Raw genomic sequence first — 2,688 nt, 5'->3', positions numbered from 1 at the left:
CGTCCTACCTAGGCTACAGGCTTTTTTCTGCTTTTTTACCTCAGGCGGTCGCGGTGGTCTCGGCAGCGCAATAGTGGCGCACCAGGCTCATCAACTCTTCTTCAGAGAACGGTTTGCCCAGATAGTGGTCGACGCCCAGCTCCTTGGCATGTTCACGGTGCTTCTCGGCGATGCGGGACGTGATCATGATGATGGGCAGGTTACTGAGGCGCACGTCAGCCCTKATGTTGCGCGCCAGGTCAAAGCCATCCATGCGCGGCATTTCGATATCTGACAGCACCACGGCCGGCCGCTCTTCCTGCAGGCGTTCAAGCGCTTGCAGACCGTCGGCCGCCATGGAGACACGGTAGCCTTCACGCTGAAGCAGACGTTGCGTAACCCGGCGAACCGTAATGGAGTCATCGACCACAAGAATCAACGGAATCTGCGGGGCGACAGGTGCCGCCATCGTCGTTTTCGCGACGCTGCCGCTGCCGCCGTCGGTGGTTGCCGCGGTAGCGCCGGAGCCTTCAAGCATGTGCGGCTCGGCCCGGTCTGAACTCCATGCGCGCGCCTGCTGGCCATACAYGGAAGCCAGCGCAACCGGGTTGTAAATCAGCACGACCGCACCGGAAGCCAGCACTGACATACCGGCCAGGCCGGGCAGACGGGACAACTGCGGGCCCAGGTTCTTGACCACAACCTCCTGGTTGCCCAACACTTCATCGACATGCAGGGCAATGCGCTGTGCGGCGCTTCGGAAAATCACGACCGGTGTGGTCTTGCCCTGGGCTTCGGCGCTGTGGTGCGAGGCCTGCAGCAATGCACCGGACCAGAAGAAGGGCATCGACTCGCCGGCAATCTCCAGTGTGCCGGTGTTATAGGCCTGCTGCAGCTCTTTGGCCGAAGCGCGCCTGACGGTTTCCACAACGTTGGCAGGTACGCCGATTGAGAGATTGCCCGAGCGGATCATCACCACCTGCGTCACAGCAGTAGTCAGCGGGAGTACCAGCTTGAAGTGCGTTCCCTGACCGGCGACGGTGGAAGTTTCGATCCGGCCACCGAGCGCGTTGACTTCAGAGCGGACTACATCCATACCGATGCCGCGTCCTGCCAGCTCGGTCACCTGCGCGGCCGTAGAGAAGCCGGGCATGAAAATCAGGTTAGCGGCGTCGCCGTCTTCCAGCGGTTGATCAGCCGTGATCATCCCGAGGCTGATGGCCTTTTCGCGGATACGTGCCAGGTTCAGGCCAGCGCCGTCATCGCTGAAGTCAACCGAAACGTCGTTACCTTCCTGGCGCAAGTGAACGGTGATCAGGCCGACCGGGTCCTTGCCCGCATCGGTGCGAACCTGCGTACTTTCAATACCGTGGGCCACGCAGTTGCGCAGCAAGTGCTCAAAGGCCGGTGTCATACGGTCCAGCATGCCGCGGTCCATTTCCATGGTGCCGCCCAGCAAGTCCAGGCGGACCTGCTTGCCGGTTTCCTTGGACGCTTGGCGCACCACGCGGTACAGGCGCTCGGAGATGCCTTCGAACTCCACCATGCGGGTACGGAGCAGGTCGCGTTGCAGCTCTCGGGTCTGGCGAGCCTGGGCGATCAAGTCGTCTTCGGTGGCTTCCACCGTGCGCTGCAAGGTGCGCTGCACGGTTGCCACGTCATTCACCGACTCGGCCATCATTCGCGTCAGTTCCTGTACGCGGGTAAAGCGGTCGAACTCCAGCGGGTCGAACCCTGCCTGGGCTTCCKTGGCCTGAGCCAATCGCGACTGCATCTGGGTTTCAGCCTGCAACTCAATGTCCCGCAGCTGCTGGCGCAAGCGGTTCAAGTTACCGCTCATGTCGTTCAGCGAGCCTCGGAGCTGGCTGAGTTCGGCTTCCAGCCGGGAGCGCGTGATCATGACCTCACCAGCCTGGTTCACCATGCGGTCAAGCAACTGGGAGCGCACGCGGATCGAGGCGTTGGCCGCCTGTCGCAATGGCTGCATGGCCATGGTCTGCGGCGCCGGCACCGTGAGCTTGCGGCCCGCACCGGCGGCAACCGGAGCGGCGCTCTCGGCTGGAGTTTCCTGTGCATCCACAATTGGAGCGGGCTTGTCCTGCGTGGTCGACTTCAGTACGGGCTCAACGGTCGCGATAGGCGCAATAGGTGCAATAGGCGCAAGCGTGACGGGTGCAGCCGCAGCAGCCGCATCAGCACGGCGCAAGGCCTCAAATGTAGCTTCCATGGCGTCAAAACGCGTCATCAGGGGTTCGAATTCCTGGGTTGAAGCCGCATCAGAGCCGAGATGTTCGATTTCGGACTCAATCCGGTGAGCCATTTCGCCTAACCGCAATGCACCTGCCAGCCGGGCGCTGCCTTTGAGCGTGTGAAGTGCACGGAGGACTTCCATGCGTGCGCCCTGGTTATCAGGACGTGAAGACCACTGCCGCAGTGCGCCCCCCAGCTGGGGCATGAGTTCTGCAGCTTCTTCTTCAAAAATCGGAAACAGGTCGGGATCAATCGCATCGACCGCATCGATTTCGTCGTCCTCGTCTTCCTCGAAGTTCGAGTTCACTGGTGCAGCCACGGTCGCTACCAGCCGGGCAGGCGGAGAGACGACAGCAGCAGGTGGAGGCACCGGCGTGACCTGAGCGGGGACAGGCATTTCAATTACCTGAGCCGGCGTCACTTCTGGCTCTGGTTCCAGTGAGCGCACCGGCTCTACAG

General features: G+C 62.0%; 1 protein-coding gene. It reads right to left on the bottom strand.

What is annotated here, in order from left to right; all coding sequences use genetic code 11:
- Nucleotides 1-40: 40 nt before the first annotated feature.
- Nucleotides 41-2,688, bottom strand: a 2,648-nt coding sequence (locus AC1D1P_RS20215) for a hybrid sensor histidine kinase/response regulator (RefSeq protein WP_477674193.1), incomplete at its 5' end; no start/stop codon positions are given.

It is taken from the genome of Polaromonas sp. P1_E1_2, assembly GCF_056406035.1.
This window is presented reverse-complemented; position numbering and strand designations above follow the sequence as displayed.